Source organism: Micromonospora rhizosphaerae (assembly GCF_900091465.1).
Classification (GTDB): domain Bacteria; phylum Actinomycetota; class Actinomycetes; order Mycobacteriales; family Micromonosporaceae; genus Micromonospora; species Micromonospora rhizosphaerae.
Genome location: NZ_FMHV01000002.1, coordinates 6,321,048 through 6,346,223 on the forward strand (window position 1 = coordinate 6,321,048; position 25,176 = coordinate 6,346,223).

At 71.6% G+C, this 25,176-nt stretch carries 23 protein-coding genes; 12 read left to right on the top strand and 11 right to left on the bottom strand.

Annotated features, from left to right (window positions below; all coding sequences use genetic code 11):
• Window positions 1-71: 71 nt before the first annotated feature.
• Together lpdA and sucB are read left to right on the top strand one after the other, a co-directional pair.
• Entirely contained in the window at window positions 72-1,514 is a 1,443-nt protein-coding gene (gene lpdA, locus GA0070624_RS29735; RefSeq protein WP_176731924.1) for a dihydrolipoyl dehydrogenase, read from the top strand.
• A gap of 66 nt (window positions 1,515-1,580) precedes the next feature.
• Window positions 1,581-3,374 (top strand): 2-oxoglutarate dehydrogenase, E2 component, dihydrolipoamide succinyltransferase, encoded by a 1,794-nt coding sequence (gene sucB, locus GA0070624_RS29740; protein WP_091346383.1) that lies wholly within the window; start codon window positions 1,581-1,583, stop codon window positions 3,372-3,374.
• A 74-nt stretch (window positions 3,375-3,448) separates the two neighbouring features.
• On the opposite strand, the gene GA0070624_RS29745 is transcribed toward sucB, so the two are convergent.
• Window positions 3,449-4,396, bottom strand: a complete 948-nt coding sequence (locus tag GA0070624_RS29745) for an SDR family NAD(P)-dependent oxidoreductase (RefSeq protein ID WP_091346385.1) — start codon at window positions 4,394-4,396, stop codon at window positions 3,449-3,451.
• Between the two features lie 130 nt (window positions 4,397-4,526).
• On the opposite strand from GA0070624_RS29745, the gene GA0070624_RS29750 reads away from it, so the two are divergent.
• Window positions 4,527-5,858 carry a low temperature requirement protein A gene (locus tag GA0070624_RS29750; RefSeq protein ID WP_091346387.1) on the top strand — a complete coding sequence of 444 codons (1,332 nt, stop codon included), beginning with the start codon at window positions 4,527-4,529 and terminating at the stop codon, window positions 5,856-5,858.
• Between the two features lie 41 nt (window positions 5,859-5,899).
• On the opposite strand, the gene GA0070624_RS29755 is transcribed toward GA0070624_RS29750, so the two are convergent.
• From GA0070624_RS29755 to GA0070624_RS29780, 6 genes are all read right to left on the bottom strand, one after another.
• A complete protein-coding gene (locus tag GA0070624_RS29755; protein ID WP_091346389.1) occupies window positions 5,900-6,907 on the bottom strand; it encodes an SDR family oxidoreductase in 1,008 nt (335 codons plus the stop codon).
• Window positions 6,908-6,961: 54 nt separating this feature from the next.
• Window positions 6,962-7,390, bottom strand: coding sequence for a hypothetical protein (locus GA0070624_RS29760; RefSeq protein ID WP_091346391.1), 429 nt, complete (start codon window positions 7,388-7,390; stop codon window positions 6,962-6,964).
• A 24-nt stretch (window positions 7,391-7,414) separates the two neighbouring features.
• The gene (locus GA0070624_RS29765) at window positions 7,415-8,494 is read right to left on the bottom strand and encodes an enolase C-terminal domain-like protein (RefSeq protein ID WP_091346393.1); all 1,080 of its coding nucleotides are present in this window, start codon (window positions 8,492-8,494) and stop codon (window positions 7,415-7,417) included.
• Between the two features lie 6 nt (window positions 8,495-8,500).
• Window positions 8,501-11,632 carry an FAD-binding and (Fe-S)-binding domain-containing protein gene (locus GA0070624_RS29770; protein WP_091346395.1) on the bottom strand — a complete coding sequence of 1,044 codons (3,132 nt, stop codon included), beginning with the start codon at window positions 11,630-11,632 and terminating at the stop codon, window positions 8,501-8,503.
• Window positions 11,629-13,398: a thiamine pyrophosphate-dependent enzyme gene (locus GA0070624_RS29775; RefSeq protein ID WP_091346397.1), complete on the bottom strand. Its 1,770-nt coding sequence runs from the start codon at window positions 13,396-13,398 to the stop codon at window positions 11,629-11,631. The genes GA0070624_RS29770 and GA0070624_RS29775 overlap by 4 nt, the downstream gene beginning before the upstream one ends.
• An 84-nt stretch (window positions 13,399-13,482) precedes the next feature.
• The gene (locus GA0070624_RS29780) at window positions 13,483-13,665 is read right to left on the bottom strand and encodes a hypothetical protein (protein ID WP_091346399.1); all 183 of its coding nucleotides are present in this window, start codon (window positions 13,663-13,665) and stop codon (window positions 13,483-13,485) included.
• Between the two features lie 209 nt (window positions 13,666-13,874).
• On the opposite strand from GA0070624_RS29780, the gene GA0070624_RS29785 reads away from it, so the two are divergent.
• From GA0070624_RS29785 to GA0070624_RS29800, 4 genes are all read left to right on the top strand, one after another.
• A complete protein-coding gene (locus GA0070624_RS29785) occupies window positions 13,875-14,798 on the top strand; it encodes a TIGR03621 family F420-dependent LLM class oxidoreductase (protein WP_091346401.1) in 924 nt (307 codons plus the stop codon).
• A 136-nt stretch (window positions 14,799-14,934) separates the two neighbouring features.
• The gene (locus GA0070624_RS29790) at window positions 14,935-15,210 is read left to right on the top strand and encodes a helix-turn-helix domain-containing protein (protein ID WP_176731925.1); all 276 of its coding nucleotides are present in this window, start codon (window positions 14,935-14,937) and stop codon (window positions 15,208-15,210) included.
• The gene (locus tag GA0070624_RS29795; protein ID WP_091350110.1) at window positions 15,203-16,507 is read left to right on the top strand and encodes a type II toxin-antitoxin system HipA family toxin; all 1,305 of its coding nucleotides are present in this window, start codon (window positions 15,203-15,205) and stop codon (window positions 16,505-16,507) included. Before GA0070624_RS29790 ends, GA0070624_RS29795 begins: the two co-directional genes overlap by 8 nt.
• A gap of 202 nt (window positions 16,508-16,709) precedes the next feature.
• A complete protein-coding gene (locus GA0070624_RS29800) occupies window positions 16,710-16,985 on the top strand; it encodes a type II toxin-antitoxin system Phd/YefM family antitoxin (protein WP_091346405.1) in 276 nt (91 codons plus the stop codon).
• A 240-nt stretch (window positions 16,986-17,225) separates the two neighbouring features.
• Here the strand turns inward: GA0070624_RS29800 and GA0070624_RS29805 are convergent, their stop codons facing one another.
• Both GA0070624_RS29805 and GA0070624_RS29810 read right to left on the bottom strand, forming a co-directional pair.
• Complete coding sequence (locus tag GA0070624_RS29805; protein ID WP_091346407.1) at window positions 17,226-17,792, bottom strand: hypothetical protein; 567 nt, start codon at window positions 17,790-17,792, stop codon at window positions 17,226-17,228.
• A gap of 101 nt (window positions 17,793-17,893) precedes the next feature.
• Window positions 17,894-18,121, bottom strand: a complete 228-nt coding sequence (locus tag GA0070624_RS29810; protein WP_091346409.1) for a GntR family transcriptional regulator — start codon at window positions 18,119-18,121, stop codon at window positions 17,894-17,896.
• 320 nt (window positions 18,122-18,441) lie between these two features.
• Between GA0070624_RS29810 and GA0070624_RS35095 the strand changes: the two genes are divergently transcribed.
• The 3 genes from GA0070624_RS35095 (at window position 18,442) to GA0070624_RS29825 (ending at window position 20,453) form a co-directional block, all read left to right on the top strand.
• On the top strand, window positions 18,442-18,603 hold the full coding sequence (locus tag GA0070624_RS35095; protein WP_176731926.1) for a hypothetical protein: 162 nt from the start codon (window positions 18,442-18,444) through the stop codon (window positions 18,601-18,603).
• A 258-nt stretch (window positions 18,604-18,861) separates the two neighbouring features.
• Entirely contained in the window at window positions 18,862-19,122 is a 261-nt protein-coding gene (locus GA0070624_RS29820; RefSeq protein ID WP_091346413.1) for a hypothetical protein, read from the top strand.
• A 143-nt stretch (window positions 19,123-19,265) separates the two neighbouring features.
• Complete coding sequence (locus tag GA0070624_RS29825) at window positions 19,266-20,453, top strand: low temperature requirement protein A (protein ID WP_176731927.1); 1,188 nt, start codon at window positions 19,266-19,268, stop codon at window positions 20,451-20,453.
• Window positions 20,454-20,456: 3 nt separating this feature from the next.
• On the opposite strand, the gene GA0070624_RS29830 is transcribed toward GA0070624_RS29825, so the two are convergent.
• Complete coding sequence (locus GA0070624_RS29830; RefSeq protein WP_091346416.1) at window positions 20,457-21,641, bottom strand: low temperature requirement protein A; 1,185 nt, start codon at window positions 21,639-21,641, stop codon at window positions 20,457-20,459.
• 155 nt (window positions 21,642-21,796) lie between these two features.
• Between GA0070624_RS29830 and GA0070624_RS29835 the strand changes: the two genes are divergently transcribed.
• Both GA0070624_RS29835 and GA0070624_RS29840 read left to right on the top strand, forming a co-directional pair.
• A complete protein-coding gene (locus tag GA0070624_RS29835; protein WP_091346418.1) occupies window positions 21,797-22,798 on the top strand; it encodes an aldo/keto reductase in 1,002 nt (333 codons plus the stop codon).
• Window positions 22,799-22,934: 136 nt separating this feature from the next.
• Window positions 22,935-23,834 carry a TIGR01777 family oxidoreductase gene (locus tag GA0070624_RS29840; RefSeq protein WP_091350113.1) on the top strand — a complete coding sequence of 300 codons (900 nt, stop codon included), beginning with the start codon at window positions 22,935-22,937 and terminating at the stop codon, window positions 23,832-23,834.
• Window positions 23,835-23,857: 23 nt separating this feature from the next.
• Here GA0070624_RS29840 and GA0070624_RS29845 read toward each other — a convergent pair whose 3' ends face one another.
• Entirely contained in the window at window positions 23,858-25,081 is a 1,224-nt protein-coding gene (locus GA0070624_RS29845; RefSeq protein ID WP_091336056.1) for an IS110 family RNA-guided transposase, read from the bottom strand.
• Window positions 25,082-25,176: the final 95 nt, after the last annotated feature.

The window sequence follows — 25,176 nt, forward strand, 5'->3', positions numbered from 1 at the left end:
ACGTGTCATTGGGCACCTCACTACGCGCTTCCGATGCCCAAGTGACAAGATGACCGAGGTGGGGTGTGTCCATGTCGCCCCACCGTGACCCCCGATGCAGCGACGCGACCTGGGAGTTGGACGTGAGCGAGCCGAACGACGCAACCTTCGACATCGTCATTCTCGGAGGTGGCAGCGGCGGCTACGCCGCAGCGCTGCGTGCCGCCCAACTGGATCTCTCCGTCGCCCTCATCGAGAAGGGCAAGCTCGGCGGCACCTGCCTGCACAACGGCTGCATCCCGACCAAGGCGCTGCTGCACGCCGCCGAGATCGCCGACCAGACTCGCGAGTCGGAGCAGTTCGGCGTCAAGGCCGAGCTGGTCGGCATCGACATGGCCGCGGTCAACTCGTACAAGGACGGCGTGGTCTCCCGGCTCTACAAGGGCCTGCAGGGCCTGGTCGGCAGCGCCAAGAACATCACCTTCGTGGCCGGCGCCGGCCGGCTGGTCGGCCGGAACGTCGTCGAGGTTGACGGCAAGCGCTACACCGGCCGGAACATCGTCCTGGCCTCCGGCTCGTACGCGAAGAGCCTGCCCGGCCTGGAGATCGACGGCGAGCGGATCATCACCAGCGACCACGCCCTGACCCTGGACCGGGTCCCCTCCTCCGCGATCGTGCTCGGCGGCGGCGTGATCGGCGTCGAGTTCGCCAGCGTGTGGAAGTCCTTCGGCGTCGACGTGACCATCATCGAGGCGCTGCCCCGCCTGGTCGCCGCCGAGGACGAGGAGTCGTCGAAGGCGCTGGAGCGGGCGTTCCGCAAGCGGAAGATCAACTTCAAGGTCGGCAAGCCGTTCGAGAAGGTCGAGAAGACCGAGAGCGGCGTCAAGGTCACCATCGCCGGCGGCGAGACCGTCGAGGCCGAGCTGCTGCTGGTCGCCGTCGGCCGCGGCCCGAACACCGCCAACCTCGGGTACGAGGAGCAGGGCGTGAAGATGGACCGCGGCTACGTCCTGACCGACGAGCGGCTGCGCACCAGCGTGCCGAACGTCTACGCGGTCGGCGACATCGTGCCCGGCCTCCAGCTCGCCCACCGCGGCTTCCAGCAGGGCATCTTCATCGCCGAGGAGATCGCCGGCCAGAACCCGGCCGTGATCGACGAGGCCGGCATCCCGCGGGTCACCTACTCCGATCCGGAGCTGGCGTCGGTCGGCGTGACCGAGGCGAAGGCCAAGGAGCAGTACGGCGCCGACAAGATCAAGACCCACAACTACAACCTGGGTGGCAACGGCAAGAGCCAGATCCTCAAGACGGCCGGCTTCGTGAAGCTGGTCCGCGTCGAGGACGGCCCGGTGGTCGGCGTGCACATGGTCGGCGCCCGGGTCGGCGAGCTGATCGGCGAGGCGCAGCTCATCTACAACTGGGAGGCGTACCCGGCCGAGGTGGCGCAGCTCATCCACGCCCACCCCACGCAGACCGAGGCCCTGGGCGAGGCGCACCTGGCCCTCGCCGGCAAGCCGCTGCACGCACACGCCTGACCACAACACGCGGCGTCCGGCGACGGGCGATGATCCCACCAGGGGAACAGAAGGAGTCTGGAGAAAATGCCGGTATCGGTCACCATGCCCCGGCTCGGCGAGAGCGTCACCGAGGGCACCGTCACGCGCTGGCTCAAGCAGGAGGGCGACACCGTCGAGGTCGACGAGCCGCTGCTCGAGGTCTCGACCGACAAGGTCGACACCGAGATCCCGTCGCCCGCGGCGGGCGTGCTGAGCCGGATCGTGGTCGGCGAGGACGAGACCGCCGAGGTCGGCAGCGAGCTGGCCGTCATCGCCGCTGAGGGCGAGGCGGCCGGCGCGCCCGCGCCGCCGCAGGAGGCCCCGGCCGAGCAGCCGGAGCCGGTCGCCCAGGCGCCGGCCCCCGCGCCGGCCCCGGAGCCGGCCCGCGAGGAGCCGCCGGCCCAGGCCGCCCCGGCGCCGCCGGCCCAGGGCACCCCGGTCAAGCTGCCGGCCCTGGGCGAGAGCGTCACCGAGGGCACGGTCACCCGCTGGCTCAAGCAGGTCGGCGACACCGTCGAGGTGGACGAGCCGCTGGTGGAGGTCTCGACCGACAAGGTCGACACCGAGATCCCGTCGCCGGTCGCCGGCACCCTGCTGGAGATCAAGGTCGGCGAGGACGAGACCGCCGACGTCGGCGCCGACCTGGCGATCATCGGCGCTCCCGGCGCGGCCCCGGCCCCGGCTGCCGCCCCCGCCCCGCCGAAGCCCGAGCCCAAGCCGGCGCCGAAGCCCGAGCCGAAGCCCGAGGCCGCCCCGGCGCCGCGGCTGGAGGAGCCCACCCCGGGCCTGTCGTACAACCAGCCGGCGCCCGAGGCGGAGACCGCCGCCGAGCCGGTGAAGGCCGAGCTGGCGGCCCAGCCGCCCGCGCCGACCCCGACCGCGCCGCGTCCCGCCGGCGCGGAGGCGGCCGGCTACGTGACCCCGCTGGTCCGCAAGCTCGCTAGCGAGCACGGCGTCAACCTCTCCTCGGTCAACGGCACCGGCGTCGGCGGCCGGATCCGCAAGCAGGACGTCCTCGAGGCGGCCGAGCGGGCCAAGGCCGCCCCGGCGCCGGCCGCCGCTCCGGCGGCTCCGGCGGCCCCGGCAAAGCCGGCCGCGAAGCCGCAGCCGAGCGCCAAGCGGGGCACCACGGAGAAGCTGCCCCGGATCCGCGCGGCCATCGCCAAGCGGATGCATGAGTCGCTGCACGAGATGGCGCAGCTGACCACGGTGATCGAGGTGGACGTTACCAAGATCGCCAGGCTGCGGGCGCAGGCGAAGGACTCCTTCCAGCAGCGGCACGGCGTGAAGCTGTCCTTCCTGCCGTTCTTCGCCCTCGCCGCCGTCGAGGCGCTGCAGACGCGCCCGATCGTCAACGCCCGGATGGACCTCGAGGCCGGGACGATCACCTTCCCGGACGCGGAGCACCTCGGCATCGCCGTGGACACCGAGCGGGGGCTTCTGGTGCCGGTCATCCACAACGCCGGCGACCTCAACCTGGGCGGCATCGCCAAGCGGATCGCCGACCTGGCGGAGCGGACCCGGGCCAACAAGATCACCCCGGACGAGATCGCCGGTGCGACGTTCACGCTGACCAACACCGGCAGCCGAGGCGCGCTCTTCGACACCCCGATCGTGCCGTCGCCGCAGTCGGCGATGCTCGGCACGGGCGCCGTGGTGAAGCGTCCGGTCGTGGTCAACGACCCGGAGCTGGGCGAGGTCGTCGCGGTCCGGTCGATGGTCTACCTGGCCCTGTCGTACGACCACCGGCTGATCGACGGCGCCGACGCCGCCCGCTTCCTGGTCGCGGTCAAGGAGCGGCTGGAGGCCGGTAACTTCGAGGCCGAGCTGGGTCTTTAGCTCAACCGGTGACGCCCGGAGGGGGGCGCGCGGCGTGCGCCGCGCGCCCCCTCCGTCGTCCGGGGAGCTCCCGGTCAGCTCCGCAGGTGCGCCTCGGAGACGTCCCAGAGCTCCTCCGCGGCCGCCGGATCGCGGGCGTACGGCGCGTAGCCGGTGCGGGTCCCGGGCTGGTTCGGCCCGGCCTCCTGGCAGTCCTCGAAGTACCGCCCGCCGACGCCGTTGAGCAGCGGGGACGTGGCGACCAGCACCGAGGTGGCCGCGCCCTGCTCGGGGTTCTTCCAACTGGGCTCCCCGCCGCCGCCGCTCTCCGCACGCAGCCGGGCCAGGTCCTCGTCGGTGATGTAGCGCTGGAGGTTGGTCCGGATCGCGCCCGGCATCAGCGCGTTGGCGGTGATTCCGTCGTTCGCCCAGCGCCTGGTGACGTCCACCGCGAAGAGCACATTGGCCGTCTTGGACTGCCCGTACGCCGCCCACGGGTCGTACGGCCGGCGCTGGAAGTGGATGTCTTCGAAGACGACCGGCGAGCGCAGGTGCGCCGACGAGCTGACCGAGACGACCCGCGCTCCCTCGGCGGCGGCCAGGGCGCGGTGCAGCCCGGTGGCCAGGGCGAAGTGGCCGAGGTGGTTGGTGGCGAACTGCATCTCCCAGCCCTGCGGCGTGCGCATCTCCGGCGTGGCCATGATGCCCGCGTTGTTGACCAGGATGTGCAGCGGTCCGTCCCAGGTCCGAACGAACGCGGCCACCGACTCCGGGTCGGCGAGGTCCAGCGGGGCCACCAGGATCTGGTCGTTGCCGGTGGTGCCGGCAATGTCGGTGGCGGCCCGCTGGCCGGCCTCAGGATTGCGTACGGCGAGGGTGACGTCGGCCCCGGCGGCGGCGAGCGCCCGGGCGGTCTCCACGCCGATGCCTGACCCGCCGCCGGTGACGATGGCCCGCCGATTGGCGAGGTCGATCCCGCGTACCACCTCCATCGCGGTGGTCTCCCGGGAGAACGGCGTGCTGACGTGCGTACTGGTGGTCATGATCCATCCCTGTCGGTGGCTGCTGGACCCCGCGCTACCGGCGTTTTCCCACGCCAGACCGGAGGTAACGCGCGCGCCGAGCTGTGCCGATTCCGGCCCCCGGCGGCCGGGGCGCTGAAAGACTCGGTCGGTGGGCGGCGACGGGTGGCGAAAGCGGCTCGGGCCCGCGGTGCCCATCGCCCCCGGCGCCCGGGTGGACCGGTTCGAGGTCTTCTTCGACCTGGTCTTCGTCTTTTCGTTCTTCATCATCACCCGGGCCACCGCCACGGACATCAACAGCACCAACCTGCTGCACGCCCTGCTGGTGCTCGCCGTGCTCTGGTGGTGCTGGGTCGTGCACAGCGTGGTCGCCACCCGGATCCGGCTGGGCGAGGGCTTCGTCCCGGTGCTGATGGTGGTCGGGATGGCCGCGCTGTTCACCTTCGCGCTGGCGCTCCCGCAGGCCTTCCGCACCCCCGAGAAGAACGCGGCCGGGCCGATGGTGGCGGCGCTCAGTTACGTGGTGATCCGGGTGGTGCACCTGGCCCTGTACCTGCACATCGTGCGGGACAACCCGCGCGAGCGGAAGCAGCTGCTCCGGTTCGGCCCGGAGCTGGTGATCAGCACCGGCCTGCTGCTCGTCGCCGCGCTGCTCCCGCCGCAGATCGCGGACACCGGCTGGGCCGGCCCCACCCGCGACGGGCTGTGGGCGGTGGTGGTTCTGCTCCAGTACGGCACCGGGCAATTCGTCGGCACCTGGGGTTGGAACGTCACCTCCGCCGAGCACTGGACCGAGCGGTACGACCTCATCCTGATCATCGCCCTCGGTGAGTCGGTCATCTCGGTCGGCGTCGGCAGCAACCTGCTCGGTCAGCCCCCGACTTGGCCGGCCGTCGCCGCCGCCATACTCGGCATCGTCTTCACCGCCGCGCTGTGGTGGGTGCACTACGACTGGGTGGGACCCGCCGCCCGGATCGCGCTGCACGCGGCGAAGGGCCAACCCCGGGTGAGGATGGCCCGGGACGCGTACGCCTACCTCTACCTGCCGATGATCGCCGGGATCATCATGTTCGCCCTGGGCGCCGAGCGGATCGTGCACATGATCGCCGATCCGCACGTCGGGCCGGAGGTGCAGGTGCACCCGCCCGCCGTACCGCTGCTCTTCGGCGGGGTGATGGTCTACCTCTGCGGCAACATGCTCTTCCAGCTCCGCACGCTGCACACGGTCACCTGGACCCGGGTGGGAACGCTGCTGGCGCTGGCCGCCGGCATCCCGATCGGCGACCGGCTGCCGGGGCTGGCCACCCTCGGCCTGCTCACCGCCATCTGCGTGGGGCTGGTGGCGGTCGAGGTGGTGGCCTTCGCGGAGTCCCGGGACGCCCTTCACCAGCTGGTGGTCCACGAGCGGACCAGCCACGAGCAGTACGAGTCGGGCTGGCGGGCCCGCTGGAACGAGCCGGAGCCCGGCGAGCCCTCGACGTGAGGTGGCCCCGGCTGACCCTGGAGCCGGTGGCTTGGGCACGGTCAGTGCCGGCGCCAGGCCAGGACGCCCACTGCCGCCCCGGTCAGACCTCCCGTAGCCACCAGTCGGTGCCGGGACAACCAGGCCTGTGCACTGTGGCTGTGCGACCGTGGGGTAAAGCTGCCGTGTGCCCCCTGGTCCTCGCCGCCCGGCCCGTCCACCGGGTGCCACAGGTTCGCCGGCCGGTCCGGCGGCGCGGGCCGGTCCGTCTGCTGCGAGTCGTACGCGGTGCGGGCCAGATAGCGGTCGAGCAGACCGGGCACGATCCGGTTGGCGAGAATGGTCAACGCAGTGGGCGCCCCTACCCAGTATTCGCGCCGCCCGGGCCGGTCCGCGGCGGCCACGATGGCCCGGGCCGCGACCTCCGGCTCGTAGATCGGCGGCACCGGCTGGGCGCGCCGGGGCAGCCGGGACAGCAGCCAGTCGAACTGCGGCGTGTTGAGCGCCGGCAGGTGCACCATCGTCACCTTGACCTTGCTCTTGTCGTGCAGCAGCTCGCACCGCAGCGACTCGGTGAACCCGACGACGGCGTGCTTGGCCCCGCAGTAGGCGGCCTGCAAGGGGATCCCCCGGTACGCCAGCGCCGATCCGACCTGCACGATCGTTCCGCGGTCGCGCGGGGTCATGTGGGCGAGCGCGACGCGGGTGCCGTGCACGTAGCCGAGGTAGGTGACCTCGGTCGCGCGCCGGAACTCCTCGGGTCGGGTCTGCTGGAAGGGCGCGAAGACCGAGCTGAAGGCGTTGTTGATCCAGAGGTCGACCGGCCCCAGTTCGGCCGCCACCCGCTGCCCGGCCGCGACCACCTGGTCGTACTCGGCCATGTCCACCTCGATGGGCAGGGCCCGACTGCCGGCCGCCCGTACCTCTTCGGCGGCGGCGTCCAGCCCGGCGCGTCCTCGGGCCAGCAGCGCGATGGCGATCCCCCGCCTGGCGAGCAGCCGTGCGGTGGCCCGCCCCACCCCGGCGCTGGCGCCCGTGATCACCGCTACCCGTGCATCCTGCCTGCGCATGTCGTCCCTCCCGGTCTCGCCCGTCAGCCCACTCCTACCCGCTGCTCGCGCATCTCATCGCCGGCCGCCCCGCCCCGAGCGGACCTGGCCGAGCCCACGCAGCCGAGTCCTCCGGCCGGTCCATCGCCGCGGGTGGCGGGCCGCGCCGAGGTCGAGCAGCATCCAGCCGCCGGCGATGGCGGTGTCGAGCAGGGCGAGTCGCCGCTGTCGCCGGTCGACGCCGGCGAGCGCCACGGCGGTCAGCGCGTGCAGCCCGTCCGCCGCCGCACCGACGGTGAGCACCGCGGGAGTCGGCCGGCGCAAGGTCAGCGCCGCCTGGGCCAGGTGCCGCACGCCGAGCACCCGCAGGGTCGCCACCGCGAGACCGGTGGGCCGGCCCAGCCGGCGCAGCACCCGGCGCGGCACGGCGCTCAGCGTGCCGCCCCAGACCAGTCGCGCGATCGCGCTGGTGTGCCAGACCGGCACCGCTGTCGTCGCGTCCATCGCGCCCTCCTCTCCTCGGCCGCCTCAGCGCACCCGGTACGTCTCCGTCTCGGCCGCGCGCAGCTCCAGCCCGTGGCCCGGTCGTTCCAACACCACCGGTACGCTGCCGCCGGTCGCGGGCGCCGCCCCGTCGAAGAACATCGACTCGATCCGGACGTGATCGTGGAACCACTCCATGTGCCGGAGGTTCGGCGTCGCGGCGGCCACCGGCAGGTGCTGCTGGGGTGCGCAGTGCGCCGAGACCTCCAGGCCCGACGCGGCGGCCACCGCCGCTGCCCGCAGGAACTCGGTGATGCCGCCGCACCGGGTGACGTCGATCTGCAGGCAGTCGACGTACGGGGCCATCCGCTGGAAGTAGACCAGGTCGAAGCCGTACTCGCCGGCCGTCACGTCGGGCAGGACCTGGTCGCGAACCAGTCCGAGGCCGGCCAGGTCGTCCGAGCTGACCGGCTCCTCGTACCAGCGCAGGTCGAGGTCGGCCGCGGCGCGGGCCACCCGGAGCGCCTGCTTGCGCTGGTAGGCGCCGTTCGCGTCGACGTACAGCTCGGCGTCGTCACCGATGCTGCGCCGGGCGGCGGCCATCCGGGCCAGGTCGCGGGAGACCTCGGTCCCCCCGGACTCACCGATCTTGATCTTCACGCGGGGGATGCCGTCGTCGTACAGCCAACCGGACAACTGCCGGTGCTGGCGCTCCGCGTCGTAGGTGGTGAACCCGCCGCTGGCGTACACCGGGACCTGGCGGCGGGCCGTGCCCAGCAGCCGGGCCAGCGGCAACCCGTGCCTGCGTGCCTTGAGGTCCCAGACCGCGCAGTCCGCCGCGGAGAGCGCCAGCCCCGCGACCCCCGGCCGTCCGGCGTTCCGCAACGTCCGCTGCATGACTGACCAGATCGCCGGAACGTCGTCCGGGTCGAGCTCGGTCACCACCGGCGCGAACTGCTCGGCCACCACCGGGACCGCCGCGGCGGGCCCGTACGTCCAGCCGATCCCGGTGTGCCCGTCGGCCTCGGCCTGGACCAGCACCAGCGTGGTGCTGGTCCAGGCGAAGGTGCCGTCGCCCTCGGGCGCGTCGGTGGGCACCCGGTACGCCGTCGCGGTCAGTCGCACCGGCGGTCACCGCGCCCTGCGCACTCGCGCGGCGAGCGCGACCGCCGGGGCGAGCGCGGCCAGGCCGACCGCCCCGACGGCGAGCAGACGGGCCGCTGGGGACGGCCCGGCGGGCCGCTCGGCCCACTGGCGTTCCGGGCGGGGCGACACCCGATCGGCGTGCAGGCCGGCGCGAAGCAGCTCGGCGAGATGGATCGCGGACCGGCCGTCGGCGGCGCCCTGTTCGACCTGGGTACGGCAGCTGAAGCCGTCGGCCAGGATCACGTCGGTCTCGTCGGCGTCCCGTACGGCGGGCAGCAGCACCCGCTCGGCGCAGGCCTCGGAGACCTCGTAGTGCCCCTTCTCGAAGCCGAAGTTCCCGGCCAGCCCGCAGCAGCCGGAGTCGAGAAAGTCCGCCCGGACCCCGGCCTCGCTGAGCACCGCCTGGTCGGCGGCGGTGCCGAGGACGGCGTGCTGGTGGCAGTGGGTCTGGATCAGCGCGTGCGCGGGCAGGCGGGGCGGCCGCCAGCCCGGGGTGTGGTCGTGCAGCAGCTCGGCCAGGGTGGCCGTCTGCTTCTGCAGCCGGGTGACGTCCTCGTCGTCGGGGAAGAGTTCGTGGGCGTCGCTGCGGAACACCGCCGTGCAGGAGGGTTCCAGACCCACCACTGCGGTGCCGGCGCGCAGGTGGGGTCGGAGCACCTCCACCGTCCGCCGCAGGACCTTCTTCCCGATGCCGAGCTGTCCGGTGGAGATCCAGGTCAGCCCGCAGCAGACCGGCTGCTCCGGCACCCGCACCCGCCAGCCCGCCGCCTCCAGCACCTCGACCGCCGCCTGCGCGACGCCGGGGTGGAAGTGGTTGGTGAAGGTGTCCGGCCAGAGCAGCACCTCCCCGCGCGAGCCGTCGCCGGAGGGCCGCCGGTTGGCGAACCAGCGCTGGAAGGATTCCGGCGCGAAGACGGGGATCTTCCGACGCTGGTCGATGCCGCCGACCAGCTTCGCGAGCTGACCCAACCCGGGGGCCTGGGTCAGCGCGTTCACCGCCCGGGGCGCCCGGGCGGCGACGGCGGCCGCCACCGGCAGCCACCCCATCGAGTAGTGGGGGCGGGGGCGAAGCCGGCCCCGGTAGTGGTGGGAGAGGAACTCCGCCTTGTACGTGGCCATGTCGACGTTGACCGGGCAGTCGGATTTGCAGCCCTTGCAGGCCAGGCAGAGGTCGAGGGCGTCGCGCACGGCCGTGGAGCGCCAGCCGTCGCCGATGGTGCCGCCCCGCGCGGTCCCGTCGAGCATCTCGAAGAGCAGCCGGGAACGGCCGCGGGTGGAGTGCTCCTCCTCCCGGGTGACCATGTAGGACGGACACATCACGCCGCCGTGCTGCCGCCGGCACATGCCGACGCCGACGCAGCGCAGCACCGCCCGACCGAAGCTGCCGGAGTCGTCGGGGTAGCGGAAGTCGGTCTCCCACCCGCCGTGGTTGTAGTCGACGCCGAGCCGGAGCTGGCTGTCCAGCGGGTACGGCGCCACCAGCTTGCCCGGGTTCATCCGGTCGTCGGGGTCGAAGATGGCCTTGAACTGCCCGAACGCGCGGATCAGCCGGTCGCCGAAGATCTTCCCCAGCAGTTCGCCGCGGGCCTGCCCGTCACCGTGTTCCCCGGAGATGGAGCCGCCGTACGAGACCACCAGGTCCGCGGCGCGCTCGACGAACGAGCGGAACTGGCGTACGCCCTCCGCGGTCGTCATCTTGAACGGGATCCGGGTGTGTACGCACCCCTGCCCGAAGTGCCCGTACAGCGACGCCTTTTCGAAGCCGTACTCCCGATAGAGGCGCTCGAGATCCCGCAGGTAGTCGCCGAGCCGGTCCGGGGCGACCGCCGAGTCCTCCCAGCCCTCCCAGGTGTCGGGCTCATTCGGGACCCGGGCGGTCGCCCCGAGCCCGGCTTCGCGGACCAGCCACATCTGCTCCTCGTCGGCCTCGTCGTCGAACCGGTGCACGCCCGGCCCGCCCTCGCGGCGCAGTCCCGTGAGCATCCGATGAGCGGCGGCGTCCGCCTCCTGGTCGGTGTCCCCGCCCATCTGGATCATGAGCCAGGCGCCATCCTCGGGCAGCTTGTGCAGGGCCGCCGGATGCAGGTTCTTGCGCTTCTCGAAGTTGATCAGCTTGTGGTCGATTCCCTCCAGCGCGATCGGGCGGTACGGCAGGATCCGGGGTAGGTCGTCGGCCGCGGCGGCGATGTCCGGGTAGGACAGGAACACCATGGACTTGGCCCGCACCACCGGCAGCAGCTTCAGCCGGGCCCGCAGCACCGTGACCAGGGTCCCCTCGGAACCGACCAGCGCCTGGGCCAGGTTGAAGTTCTTCTCCGGCAGCAGGCTGTCCAGGTTGTATCCGGAGACCCGGCGCGGGATGTGGGGGAAGCGGGTGCGGATCTCCGCCAGGTACTCGTCCCGCAGGGCCCGCAACCGGGCGTAGATCTCGGCCTGGCGGCCACCGCGGCGCTGGATCTCGGCATACTGCTCGTCGGTGGTCTCGCCGACCCACATCCGGGTGCCGTCGTAGAGCAGCACCTCCATCTCGACGATGTTGTCGACCACCTTGCCGCTGTGCTGCGCGGACGATCCGCACGAGTTGTTGCCGATCATCCCGCCGATGGCGCAGCAGTCGTGGGTGGATGGCCGGGGACCAAACTCCAGTCCCTCGGGGGCCAGCAGTTCGTTGAGCGTGTCGAGCACGATCCCCGGCTCGACCAGGCAGGTGCGCGCCTCCCGGTCGACCTCCAGCAGCCGGTTGCAGTACTTCGACCAGTCGATGATCACGGCCACGTTGGTGACCTGCCCAGCCAGGCTGGTACCGCCGCCGCGGGAAAGCACCGGTGCGCCGTGCCGGCGGCAGACCGCGACGGCGGCCACCGCCGCCTCGACGGTCCGTGGCACCACCAGGCCGAGCGGCACCTCGCGGTAGTTGGAACCACCGGTGGAGTACGCCCCCCGTGAGCCGGCGTCGAAGCGCACCTCGCCGTCCACCGCGGCACGCAGATCGGCGGCGAGTGCGGCCAGGTCGACATCCTGCGCGGGCTCGGGCGGTCGCAGGACGGGCTCGGGCAGGGACACCGGCCTCGCGGCCGGAGCTGCCGTGCGTGCGGTGCCGGTGCCGCGCCGCGTCATGAACGCAGCTCGTTGATCTTGTCGCGGGCCACGGTGGCGAGCGTGGCGGCCTTGTGCGGCTGGCCGCGCAGGAACGCCTCGGTGAAGTGCTTGGCCTGCTCGTACCGGACCTTTCCCGGCATCGGCGGCTCGTGCGGGTTGACGTCGCAGTCCACCAGGGCCGGGCCTGGGTGGGCCAGCGCCGCGCGAATCGCGTCCGGCAGCGCCTTCGGGTCGGTGATTTTCGCGCCGTGCCCGCCGCACGCCCGCGCCCAGGCGCCGAAGTCCGCCTCCGGCTGCCGGTGCCGCACGGCGTACTCGGGGTAGCCCAGGACGATCTGCTCCCAGAGGATCTGGCCGTACGAGTTGTTGTTGTTGATGACCACCTTGATCGGCAGCTCGTGCCGCACCGCGGTGAGGAACTCGGCCATCAGCATGGCGAATCCGCCGTCGCCGACGAACGCGATGACCTGCCGACCCGGGTACGCGTGCTGCATGGCGATCGCGTACGGCAGGCCGGGCGCCATGGTGGCGAGGTTGCCCGATAGGTAGAACTCCCGGCCGCCGCGGATGGTCCAGTGCCGGGCCGCCCAGGTGGCGATGGTGCCGGAGTCGCAGGTCAGGATTGCGTCCGAGGTGGCGGCCTGATCGACGCAGCTCATCAGGTACTGCGGGGCGATCGGGTCGCGGCTCGGGTCCTCCAACGCGGCCATGTCCGCGCGCCACGCGTCCCGCGCGCGCTGGTACTTCGTCAGGAAGGACCGGTCGGTGCGGGCCTGGAGCATCGGCAGCAGCTGCTGCAACGCCGGCCGGGCGTCGGCGGTGACCGGCGCGTCGACGGGCAACCGCAGGCCGATCAGGGTCGGGTCGATGTCGATCTGGACCACGCGGGCCTGGCCCGGCGAGGGCAGGTACTTCCCGTACGGGAAGGTGGTGCCCACCATCAGCAGGGTGTCGCACTCCTCCATCAGCTCCTCGCTCGGCTTCGTGCCGAGCAGGCCGAGGCCGCCGGTGGTGAGCGGGTGGTCGTCCGGCACCACCTGCTTGCCGGACAGGGTCTTGACGATGGGGCTGGCCAGCGCCTCCGCCACGGCGAGCACCTCGTCCCGGGCGCCGCGGGCACCGATGCCGACCAGCATGGCGACCTTCTTGCCGGCGTTGAGCACCTCCGCCGCGCGGGCCAGCTCGACCTGGGCGGCCGGCAGCGGGGGCTGGGACACGATCGGGTTGCTCATCGCCGGCTCGCCCGGGCTGACGTGCCGGTACGGGTCCTCCCCGGCGATGGCCACCTGCACGTCGTTGGGGAAGGTCAGGTGGGCGACGCTCCGCTTGGCCAGGGCGTGGCGGATGGCGATGTCGACCACCCCGGGCACCTGCTGCGGGTTGGTGACCATCAGGTTGTAGGCCTCCGCGACGTCCTGGTAGAGCAGGTCGGCGTGCACCTCCTGCTGGTAGTGCGAGCCGAGCACCGAGGTCTCCTGCATGCCGGTGAGGGCCAGCACCGGCACGTGGTCCAGCTTGGCGTCGTACAGCCCGTTGAGCAGGTGAATCGCGCCCGGCCCCGAGGTCGCGGTGCAGACGCCGAGGCGCCCGGTGGCCTTGGCGTAGCCGGTGGCCATGAAGGCCGCCGCCTCCTCGTGGTGCACCAGTACGAACTTGAGCTTCTCGCGCTGCCGCCGGAAGCCCTCCATCAGGCCGTTGATGCCGTCGCCGGGTAGACCGAAGACCGTGTCGACCCCCCACGCCACCAGTCGCCGGGCCAGACTCTCGCCAACGATCTCCTGCACGTCACGCCTCCCACCACGGCCTGCGCGCCCCGCGGCGCGTTCCAATGCCTGGGCGGCTACCCGTGCCCGTTGGCGGCAAACCCGTCAGCCGCGGCGGCGTACGCAGGCGATCAGGAGACCGGCGGCCAGGCCGGCCAGCCCGAGCGTGATGGCCCTGCCCGAGACCGCCGATCGCAACTGGCCGAACCCCCGCCGGGGATCGACCACCGTGCCCGCCACGTCGCCGATCGTGCCGACGACCACGTCACCGATCCGACCCCGCTTCATCGCCCACCCGTCCTCTCGCACCGGTCCTGCCGCCGGTACCCGGCCGCCCGGGCCGCAAACGGTCCGTAGTCCCGGGCGCCGGTGAAGCGGCAAGCTCCGGCTTGTCGCCGGTCCCGGCTCCGCCGCCGACCCCTGTCGGCCGCTCTGCCGCTGGCAGAATCCACCCCAGCCGGCTGGTCGACCCGGTCGCCGCACCGCATGCTGGGCTCGTGGTGATCTTCTCCGTTCAGGCCCGTCCCACCGACGGCGCGAGCTGGCTCGACCTCGCCCGCCGGGTCGAGGCGGCCGGCTTCGACGCCCTGCTCGCCGCCGATCACCCTGGCGACTGCGCGTCACCGTTCGTCGCCCTCGCCGCCGCGGCCGCGGTGACCTCGACCCTCGGCCTCGGCTCGTACGTCTCCAACGCCGGCGTCCGGGAGCCGATCCTGCTCGCCAGCGACGTGGCCACCCTGGAGGTGGTCTCCGGCGGTCGGGCCCGGCTCGGCCTCGGCGCCGGCCACACCCCTGCCGAGTGGCGGGCCGTCGGGCGCGAGCGCCCCGACGTCGCCGCCCGGGTACGCCGGTGCGTGGCCGTCGCCGAGGCCGTCCGGGACCTGCTGGCGGGCGAGGAGGTCACGGTCGAGACCGCGGAACTGGTCGCCCACGCGGCCAAACTGAACCAGCCGCGGCCCGTCCAGCGCCGGGTGCCGCTCACCATCGGTACGGCCAACTCCGCGCTGCTGCGCTGGGCCGGCGCGCACGCCGACGTGGTCGGCTTGAGCGGCTTCGGCCGGACCCTCGCCGACGGGCACAGCCACGAGGTGCGCTGGCGGGCCGACCAGATCGAGGCGCAGCTCGCCCACGTGGCGGCCGGGGCCGCCGGCCGAGCCGAGCCCCCGGCGCTGGAGGCCCTCGTCCAGCGGGTGATGGTCACCGACGACGCCGAGGCAGCCGCCGCGGAGCTGGCCGCCGACACCGGCCTGACCGTCGCCGAGTTGCTGGCCACCCCGTTCGTCCTGATCGGCACGCCGGACGAGATCGTCGACGCGGTCGCGGCCCACCAGCGTCGCTGGGGCATCACCCGCTTCGTGGTACGCGAAAACGCCCTAGACCCGCTCCGCGCCTTGCTGCCCCGTCTGACAGCCGCGGAGTGACACGCCAACGAGGGCAAGCCGAGCAGCGTGCACGTTCTCGCGGTGAGATGATGTGCACGTTCGCACACACGACCACTGATGTGCGCGTACCTGCTCATGAGCTATGATGTGCACGGACGCGCACATAGGAGGGCCCGTGAGAATCGGCAGCGTTCGGGACCTGGGCCTCTACGTGCGTGATCGCCGCCGGGAACTCGGATTGACGCAGACCGGCCTCGCCGCAGAGGCCGGAGTCAGCCGCCGCTGGCTTTCAGATCTTGAGGCAGGCAAGGAGAGCGCCGAGGTCGGCCTGGTGCTGCGTACGCTCGCGGCGCTGAACCTCATGGTCGACGCCGTGCCGTTGGAGACATTGCCCGGCACGGGGGTCGATCTCGATGATCTGTTGAGAAGGTTGGGCCCGAGTGATGGGTGAGTCGGACGACAAGCGGCTCGTCGTGCTCCATGACGGTCGGCGGGTGGGGGTGGTCAGCCAGGCCCGCGATGGACGGCTCAGCCTTGTGTACGACGACGACTGGCGCCGTTTCCCCCATGCCGCACCGCTGTCACTGTCCCTGCCGCTGACTGCGCGTATCCACGACGACAGCGCCGTCCGAGCGTATCTGTGGGGCCTGCTGCCGGACAGCGAGCGGGTGCTGGAACGCTGGGCACGCGACTACCAGGTCTCCGCCCGCAATCCATTCGCCCTGCTACAGCATGTCGGTGAGGACTGCGCCGGCGCAGCACAGTTCGTGGCCCCGGATCGGGTGGACATGATGCTCACCGGCGAGGGAGGCGTCGAATGGATCAGCGATGACGAGATCGCCGAGCGACTTCGGGTGCTGCGGCGGGACCCTGCGTCCTGGCACCTCGCGCGCACCGGCCAGTTCAGCCTTGCAGGCGCGCAGGCCAAGACGGCCCTTCACCGCGACACGGCATCGGGTCGGTGGGGGGATCCGTGGGGCTCGACACCCACGACACACATCATCAAGCCAGCAATCGCCGGTTTCGATGAACACGACCTGAACGAACACCTGTGCCTGCAGGCCGCGCGCCACGCTGCGCTCACCGTGGCGTCGTCCCAGGTGGTGGCGTTCGGCAGGGAGCGCGCGATCGTCATCGAACGGTACGACCGCTTGCAGGCAGCGGGAGGGGAGACGCTGCGCATCCACCAGGAGGACATGTGCCAGGCCCTGGGTTTGCTGCCAACACAGAAGTACCAGAGCGAGGGCGGGCCGACACCGGAGCAGATCGTGGAGTTGCTCCGCCGCGAGGTGCAGCCAAGAGGTCGAAGCGAGATCGAGATCGGTCGTTTCATCGATGCGTTGGCATTCAACTGGCTCGTCGGCGGGACGGACGCGCACGCGAAGAACTATTCGATCCTGCTGGCGGGCGGCCAGGTCCGGCTGGCACCGCTGTACGACATCGCGAGCGTGCTGCCCTACGACGACATGTACCTGCCGAAGCTGCGCCTGGCGATGCGGATCGGCGGTGAGTATCGGATTGAGCGGATCAACGGCCGCCACTGGCGGCGCTTTGCCGCTGACAATGGGCTCGACCCAGAGTCGACGATCGAGCGAATTGATCAGTTGGCTGCCCGGGTGCCGCCGAGTTTCGCAGCGGCGGCGGCCGACGAATCCGTCAGGCAACTCAAGAGTTCTTTGCCGACCCTCCTCACCGCGCGCGTGTCCGCACTGGTCGAGCACTGCCGCCGCGCGCTCGTTCAGGGCTGAGCTGGACGCAGGGCCAGGGAACGAGGTCCGCAGCAGGTTCGACTTGCCCGACGCGTTTGCGCCGAACACGTCAATGGACGGAAAGACATTCAGCTCCTCCCCGGCGGCGAGGGGATCGTCACGCGCAGGTGGGCTCGTCGCCCGACGCGCCCCTCCAAGGCTCAGGCGTCCGCTGGACAGGTCCGTCGCTAGGCTGGCTTTTGTGGCCGAGGGTGAGCTTCGCACCATCACGCAGCGCGAGCTGCACGACGACCTAGCCGCCATCCTGGAGGACGTGCAGCGTGGCCGGTCCTACGTCGTCACCCGCAACGACAGCCCAGCCGCGCGGCTTGTCCCGGTGGAGCGACCAACCTTCACCTCACGAGCCGACGCGATGAGGGCGTTTGCCACGTCGCCCGTCCTCGACGCGCCAGCGTTACGCGCCGATCTCGACGCCGCCATAGATCAGGGCGGAGCCGCACTGTGGGACCGGCAGTAGGAGCGCTGGGGAATCGAAACCTGACTCTGGTGCCAGTGAGCGGTATGACTGTGAGTCATATTTATGACGCAGAGGCATATCGCTTCGAGGGCTATTGGTGGTTCCAGCCCCCTCGGCGGTGACTTCGTCCCTGCGGCTCATCGACGCCGTCGGCGAAGCGCGGCTGCGGCCGTCCCGACCAGCAGGGTCGCCGCGGTTCCCGCCATCCACCGGATCGCCCGTTGCCGGCTGTCCCAGGCGTCAGCCCGATTTGTTGCGCCCTCGGCGGCCTCGCTTGATGCCTGGCGGGTCGGGCACAGCACTACTCAAGTTGTCCGGCCAGGTGACCTGGACGGCATCGTCGCGCTGGTAGTTCGCCGCCAGCTCGGTCAGTCGGCGGACGGCGTCGGTCAGTTGTTGGTCCGTCCACGGGAACGGATCCACGCTGACGCTGGCCCAGGCCCTGCGCGCCTCGGCACAGACACTCCGGCCGCCCTCGTGTTCGACGGCGTCGTGCACCACGCCGGCCATGATCTCTGCCAGGACCAGAGCTTCCCGATTCGCCTTGAGGAGGCGCTTGCTGCGCTCACCAGCGTCATGGCGTTGCTTGCCGTCGACCACCCGCATGTTGGAAAACATGGCGCCACTCGCGATCGAGCCGAACACCCCGCCGGACATTCCAAGTTCGCGTTCCGTCACCACGTGAGCCAGGTCGTGCGGAACCCGGTGCTTCCTGTCGTAGCCGGGAAGCTCAAGGAGGACACCATCGCGACGGCGGATCGTGGCAATCGTCGATCCGGCCTTGGCGCGGGCGAACTCGATGAGCACGGCGAGATGGTGGCACCGGCGCCAGGGCCGAGCAATCGAATTTGGTAGCGACCACCCGGGCTGTGGAGACCGATCTAACGCAACCCGGCCCTGTCGGGCGGCTAGCTTTCCGGCCGCTCGGCGACGAAGACGCCAACGCCCTGCACACCTTCGACCAAGCCCTCTGTCCTGAGAGCGAAGATGGCTTGGCGGACGACGATGGTCGAGACTCCGTGCTCCTGACAGAGCTGAGCCGTTGAGGGGAGCTTGTCTCCCGGGGCGAGTTCACCGGACGCGATCTGCCCACGAAGGTGGTCGGCAAGCTGCGCCCATTTGGGCTTGGCGGGCATCTGTTCTCCCTGGTCTGCACCGCCATTTGAGCACGTGCCAACTTGAGATGGCAACCGATGCCCGCTCATGCCTTGCTTTATATAAGCGGATATGTGATGCTGCCCTCGGCTGGCTCCCTGGTCTGCAAACCGGAGCTGGTCGCCCCGTGAAACACACCCGGTCGGCCGCTCCCCCGGTAGTCGGCCGGGTGCCACCCCCTGCCCGCGACCTGGCGTCGGCGGGCCCGTGAGCAGGCCCGGGGCGGGTGCCGGGCTCCGGCATACCGCCGACCCCGCCCGTCTCGGCGCCGCCCGACGAGGAAGGCGGTCCGGTGCATCCAGTGATTGACCAGCCCATGGACGCGGTGGAAGAGGTGCTCGGCGAGCTGCCGATGCCGTGCTTCGTCACGGCGGAGGACGTCCAGCTCGCCGTCCGGGCGGTGGTCGACGAGCTGGTGGCGCGCGGCGACCGGCATGTCCGCGTACCCGATCGGTCGCGCTGAGATGTGGCCGCGACGGAACGCGAAGCCGGTGCCGCTCGCGCCGCGCCACCGGCGGACCTGGCGGCGGTGGCGGCGCTGGTGTTCGTGCGGCCTGCGCTGGACGACGTGCCCCGACCGGCACGCGCCGGTGCCGACCGAGCCACCGGCCCCGCCGCCCAACGGCTGCTGGTGGGACGAGGTCACGCAGGCCTACCCGCAGGTCGGGCGAGTCGGCCGACTCACACCCGGGCAGACCTGGCGCGCCAACGGCGGTCGCCGGTGAGCGGGCCACCCCCGCACCTGCCGATCCGCCCGCTCTGGCTCTGCCGGGCCTGCGCCGCCCCCTGGCCGTGCGCGACGGCCCGCCTCACCCTCCTGCGGGAGTACGCCCATGACCGAGTCGCGCTACTGGTGTACCTGGGCGGCCTGCTGCACGACGCGGCCGGGCAACTGCACACCCTGAATCCACACGACGCGCCCGAGCCGACGCAGCTCTTCGACCGCTTCCTCGGCTGGGCTTTGATTCGCCGGTTCCGCTGATGGTGCAGGAGCTCACTTATTTGTCCGGCGTCGTCGGGCTCGGGCTCGGTCTTTCCAGTATGAGTGGATGGCGAGGCGCGGCCGGGCCGGTGCCCGTAGCCTGTCATCGGGCGAGGAGGGAGTGGCGGGTCCGGAGGACGTCGATGGCAGCGGAACGCGGCACCAATGCGGCGGCTCCAGCCGAGCCGGATCCCGGGCGGCCGGCGTTCCTGGAACTCTTCTTCGACCTGGTCTACGTCTTTGCGCTGATCTCCCTGGTCAAGACGCTCGCTGTCGACCTGACCTTGACCGGCGTCGGGAAGACGCTGGTCCTGCTGCTCGCGTTCACCCTGGTCTGGGCGCTGACCACGTGGGCCGCAGACACCCTCGACCTGGCCCGGCCCGCGGTCCAGGTGCAGTTCATCGGGGTGGCGGCCGCCAGCCTGCTGCTGGCGGCCGCGGCGCCCGACGCGTACGACGAGCGCGGACTGCTCTTCGCGGTCACCTACCTGGCCATCCACCTCGGGTCGAGCATCTACTACCTCCTGCTCCTGCCGGATGCGGCCGAGCTGCGCCGCAGCGGCCGAATCTTGTTCTGGTACACCATCGCAGCAATCGGCTGGATCGGCGGCGGCCTGGCCGCCGGCCCCACCCGCCTGATGTTCTGGGCGGCGACTGTCGGCGTGGAGTACGTCGCCGCCTCGTTCGGCTGGCCGGTGCCGCGGCTGGGGCGATCCCGGCCGCAGGAGTGGCGGCTGGTCGGCGGGCGGGTGGCCGAGCGGTACCGGCAGTTCATGATCATCGCGCTCGGCGCGTCCATCTTCGTGACCGGGACGACCTTCAGCCTGGGCGAGTACACGAGAGACCGGGCCTGGGCGCTCCTGGTGGTGTTCACGATCGTGGTGCTGACTTGGCGGATCTACATCTACCGGGCCGGCGAGCTGCTGACCGACGCCATCGCGCGGTCGACGAACCCGTCGCTGCTCACCCAGTCCGCCGCGGTCACCCACCTGATCATGGTGGCCGGCATCGCCGGCACGGCGGTCACCAGCCACCTCGTCGTGGGGCGTCCCCTTGGCGAGACGCCGCCCTCCTGGGCTGCCGTCATCCTCGGCGGACCGGCGTTGTTCCTGGTCGGCCGCGGCGTGCTCGACTACACGGTGTTCGGTCGGATCTCCCGGTCCCGGCTGGCCGGGCTGATCCTGCTGGCCGGCGTGGCGCCGGCCGCGTCCGTGCTGCCGCCGGTCGTGGTCGCGCTGCTCGCCATGACCATCCTGGCCCTGATCGCCGCGGCGAACCTGGTGAGCACCCGAGTGCACCCGCGCACGCCGATGCCACCGGCGCTCGGGTGACCCTCACCCCGCCGGCACGGTGACCCGGACCAGCCGCGAGTGTGGGGCCAGGGTCTCCCAGACCAGAGTGAGCAGCAGGATCAGATTCGCCACGACCAGGATGGCCAGCGGCGGAAGCAGCGCCATCGCGGGCGCGATGGCGCACAGCACCACGATCCCCAGCGCCCGGGACCAGAGGACCCGTCCGGTCAGCACGGCGTCGAACAGGCAACTCCCGAGCAGGAACAGGGCCGGTCCGCCGAGGATGGCGGCGATCCAGGCGGCTGGTGCCGCACTGAACGGCCGCTCGATGACCAGCGAGACGCTGGTCGAGCCCACAAGTACCCCGGCCACCATCACCAGATGGCTGTACGAGGTGGAGGTGCCGGGCCGAACTCGCTCCACCACGGTGACGGAGGGCGGTGCCAGGAGCTGCCGCACCCGGTGGAAGTAGAGCTGGAACAACACGACTGCGCTGACGAACGCGACGGCGCTCGCGGCCACCCGGCCGGCCTGGAAGCCACTGCCGGCCAGCCCCATGCCGGCGGTCAGGATCAGCTCGCCGAGCGAGATGAGGAAGATCTCCCGATGCCGCTCGGACAGGTGGGTGCCGGTGAAGATCTGACTGGCGAGCTCAGTGCGGCCGAGTTTCGGCGTCGGCCAGCCGATCCGGGCCGATCCGAGGTCGACCGCCGCCGCGACCGACCAGAACAGCAGCCGGGCCGTTCCGTCCACGAACGCCCCGGCCACCCACGGCACCGCAGTGACGCCAAACCAGAAGAAGACACGGATGCTCCTGGCCTGGATCGGGCGGTTCACCCGGGTACCGGGGATGAGGACGGCGTCCCGGACGAGGTGGATGCCGAAGTACGCCGCGACGAGAAGCCACCCGTAGTCGGCGAAGGCGTGCGGCACCGCGATCGCCATCAGCAGGGTGCCGAACATGACCGCCAGGACAGTGGCCTGGATGACCGGCAGCCGTGGGTTGAACAGGTCGGTGAGCCACGCGGTCAGTACCCAGACCCACCAGGCGGCCATCAGCAGGACGGCGGTTTGGGCGGCGCCCCGGACGGTGAGGTCCTGGGCCAGGCCCGCCGAGAGCCTGGAGAGCATGAAGATGTAGACCAGGTCGAAGAAGAGTTCCAGGAACGTCGGATAGTCGGGCTCGCCGCGCCGGCGAAGGATCCGGGGTAGCGGGCTGGACGTCACCGCGTCTGCCTCCTCTGGCACGCCGCACCGGGGAAGCGGAGGCGGTCTCCCCGCCAACCTACAAAACCGGGGATCACCGGAGAGCCTGAATGAGGAGCCGGGGCGCAGGCGCTGGTGCTTGACCTCGAGAGCACTCCAAGTCGAACACTGACGGCATGACGATGACACGGACACTTGGCCGCAGCGGCATCGAGGTCAGCGCGGTCGGCATGGGGTGCTGGGCGATCGGCGGTCTACTCTGGGGCGACGACAGGCAGCCGTTCGGCTGGGGCGAGGTCGACGACGACGAGTCGGTCCGGACCATCCATCGGGCACTCGACCTGGGCGTCACCCTTTTCGACACGGCCAGCATCTACGGCGCCGGGCACAGCGAGCGGGTCCTCGCCCGCGCGCTCGCCGACCGTCGCGACCGCGCGGTGATCGCGACCAAGTTCGGCAACCGCTCCGACGAGACCACCCGGCGGTGGAGCGGCACCGACGCCGGCCCGGCGTACGCGGTGACCAGCCTGGAGGAATCCCTGCGCCGGCTCGGCACCGACCACGTCGACCTCTACCAACTGCACCTCGGCGACCTGCCGGCGTCCGCCGCGCTCGACCTGGTCGACACCCTGGAGGCCCTGGTCACCCAGGGCAAGATCCGGGCGTACGGCTGGAGCACCGACAATCCGTCGTCGGCGCGGGCGTTCGCGGAGGCGGGACCGCACTGCGCCGCGATTCAGCACGACGAGTCGGTGCTCAAGGACAACGCCGACATGCTGGCGCTCTGCGACGCGCTCGACCTGGCCAGCCTCAACCGCGGTCCGCTCGCGATGGGCCTGCTCACCGGCTCGACGCGGGCGATCGGGCGGAACGACGTGCGCGGGGTGGCCCCGGAGTGGCTGGTCTGGTTCACCGACGGCCGCCCGACCCCGGAGTGGTCCGCCCGGCTCGCCCAGATCCGGGAGGCGCTGACCGCCGACGGTCGCACCCTCGCCCAGGGTGCGCTGGGCTGGCTGCTGGCCCGCAGCCCGCGGACGGTGCCCATCCCGGGCTGCCGGACGGTGGCCCAGGCCGAGGAGAACTTCGCCACGCTCGCGCTCGGACCGCTGCCCGACGAGGCGTTCGCCGAGGTGGAGCGGCTCCTGGCCGACCTGCGCCCGGCGGCCGCCACACGCTGATTCATTCACGTCATCAGGTCGGTAGCGCACGAGCAGCCGGCTACCCACCCGTCGACCGCCACGGGCAGACCGGAACCCGAAGTGCCGCATCCCACTCAACGCATCCAAGCCGGGCTCCGTACCTGAAGATATGAGCATGCGGATCCTCATGGCCGGCGTGTCCGGCTTCCTCGGCACCCGGCTGGTCGACCGGCTCACCTCGGACGGGCACCAGGTCGTCCGGCTGGTCCGACGGCCGCCGCGCACCCCCGACGAGCGGCAGTGGAAGCCGTCCGCCGCGGAGCTCGACCCGGCGGTGGTCGCCGACGCCGACGCGGTGGTCAACCTGGCCGGCGCCGGCGTCGGCGACAAGCGGTGGAACGACGAGTACCGGAAGCTGATCCGGTCCAGCCGGGTGGACAGCACCACCACCCTGGCCATCACCATCGCCGGCCTGCCCGCCGAGGACCGACCCGCCGTCTTCCTCAACTCCTCCGCCGTCGGCTGGTACGGCAACACCGGCGACCGGGTGGTCGAGGAGGATTCGCCGGCGGGCGAGGGCTTCCTGGCCGACGTCTGCCGGGTCTGGGAGGCCGCGACCCGGCCGGCCGAGGACGCCGGCGTACGCGTGGTCCGGCTGCGCACCGGGCTGCCGCTGCACCGCGCGGGCGGGATGCTCAAGCCGCAACTGCTCCCGTTCAAGCTCGGCGTCGCCGGCCGGCTGGGCAGCGGCCGGCAGTGGCTGCCGTGGATCTCGATGCGGGACTGGCTGGACGCGGCGGCGTTCCTGCTGGACCGGGACGACCTGGCCGGCCCGGTCAACGTCGTCGGCCCGAACCCGGTCACCAACGCCGAGTTCACGAAGGAGCTGGCCCGCCAGCTGCACCGGCCGGCGATCATCCCGATCCCCGCACTGGCCCTGAAGATCACCCTCGGCGGCTTCGCCCACGAGGCCCTCACCAGCGCCCGGGTCCTCCCCGGCGTCCTGTCAAGGGCCGGCCTCACCTACCACCACCCCGACCTCCCCACCGCCCTCCACGCCGCCCTCACCGAGTGAAAGACATCCCAGGAGCTTGAATGTCAAGCAGCGGCCTCGTTGAGGTGATGCGACCAGGCGGTCGCCTCGTCGTAGAGCGCGCCGGTTTTGAGGCATCCGTGCAGGATGCCGACGAGCCGGTTGGCGAGTTGCCGCAGCGCGGCGTTGTAGCTGGCGCCGCGGGCGCGTTGCCGGTCGTAGTAGGCGCGGGCGCCGGGCGAGGTGTTCAGCGACGCGAACGCTTGGGTCATCAGCGCGTCGATGAGCCGGTCGTTGTGCACGAACCGGGCAGCGACGGTGCGTTTCTTACCCGAGGCGCGGGTGATCGGGCTGGTGCCGGCGTAGTTCTTGCGGGCCTTGGCCGAGGTGTAGCGGTCGGCCGCGTCGCCGAACTCGGCGAGCACCCGGGCGCCGAGGATCGTGCCCAGTCCCGGTTGGGACAGGATGATCTCAGCGTCCGGGTGCTGGCCAAAATAGGCCTCGACCTGCCCTTGCAGGGCCTTGACCTGCTCGTTGAGCGTGCCCAGGACCGCGATCAGCGCCCGGACCGAGGCGGCGTAGGCGGCGGTGACCACGGCGGGCTGGCTGAGGTGCTCGGCGCGCAGGACGGCCTGAATCGCTGCGGCCTTGGCCGGGATGTCGCGGCGGCGGGCCCGTTTGAGGGCCGCGCTGATCTGGCTGATGCTCAGCCTCGCGGCGCTGGCCGGGTCCGGGGCCCTGGCCAGCAACTCAAGGGTGTCGGCGGCGTCGAGATCGTCAAACGCGGCCAACGCGGCAGGGAAGTACTCCCGCAACGCGTGCCGCAACCGCTGGCTGGCGCGGGTGCGTTCCCAGATCAGTGTCTTGTGCATCCGGGCGACCACCTTGACCGCCTCGGATCCGGCACTGTCACCGGCGACCCGGCGCAGTTGGTGGCCGTCGGTACGGACCATGTCGGCCAGCATGTGCGCGTCGGCGGCGTCGCTCTTGGCACCGGACACCCCGAGACGGTCACGGTAACGGGCCGCCTGCAACGGATTGACCGCCAACACGGTGTACCCCGCCGCGATCAACGCCTGCACCCACGGCCCTCGGTCGGTCTCGATCCCAATCGTGACCTGCCCGGCGCCGTCGGCGTCCTCGCCGAGCTGCGCGCCGATCATCGCGTGCAGTCGCGTGATCCCTGCGACGCCCTCGGGCAACCTGGCCCTGGCCAGGGTGCGCCCAGCCGCATCCATCAACTCAACGTCGTGATGGTCTTCGGCCCAGTCATCTCCCACGAACAGCACCGCGTCTCCCGCCTCCGATCGCAAACACGGTCAGTAGCCGGCAGGAGAACCATCAGCGACCTAATGAAGCAGTGCTCACGCCACAACCGGGCGGG